The 698-nt window shown below is 46.1% G+C and carries 1 protein-coding gene; it reads left to right on the top strand.

Features of this window, described 5'->3' with window-relative positions; translation table 11 throughout:
- Nucleotides 1–31 precede the first annotated feature (31 nt).
- A partial coding sequence (ansA, locus tag R7044_RS25555) for an asparaginase (protein ID WP_225456040.1) occupies nt 32–698 on the top strand: 667 nt, incomplete at its 3' end.

Below are 698 nucleotides of genomic sequence, written 5' to 3'. Positions count from 1 at the left end.
GCCTCTGTTCCCCTACACGAAAGAAAAAACGATGACTAGAAAACACATCTACATCGCTTACACCGGTGGCACCATCGGTATGCTAAAATCGGATCACGGTTACGTTCCTATCGCTGGCTTTATGGAAAAACAGCTTGCCAGCATGCCGGAATTTCACCGTCCAGAGATGCCGGAATACACTATCCACGAATATGATCCTCTTATCGACTCATCAGATATGACACCAGCAGACTGGCAACAAATCGCTGATGACATTCGTGACAACTACGACAAGTACGATGGTTTCGTTATTCTGCACGGCACTGACACGATGGCTTACACCGCGTCGGCTTTGTCTTTCATGCTAGAAAACCTGGGTAAGCCAGTTATCGTTACTGGTTCTCAAATTCCTTTGGCTGAACTGCGCTCTGATGGTCAAGCAAACTTACTAAATGCTCTGCACATCGCAGCAAACTACCCAATCAACGAAGTCACCTTATTCTTCAACAATCAGTTGATGCGTGGCAACCGCAGCACAAAATCTCATGCTGACGGCTTTAATGCATTTACGTCACCAAACTTGCCGCCATTGTTGGAAGCGGGCATCAACATTCAGATTAGCAACAGCATCAAGGTGAACGCGCAACCTGAAGGTGAATTCAAAGTTCACAACATTACTCCTCAACCAATCGGTGTGATCACAATGTATCCGGGTATTT

This window comes from Vibrio sp. 1402, assembly GCF_033340275.1.
This window is presented reverse-complemented; position numbering and strand designations above follow the sequence as displayed.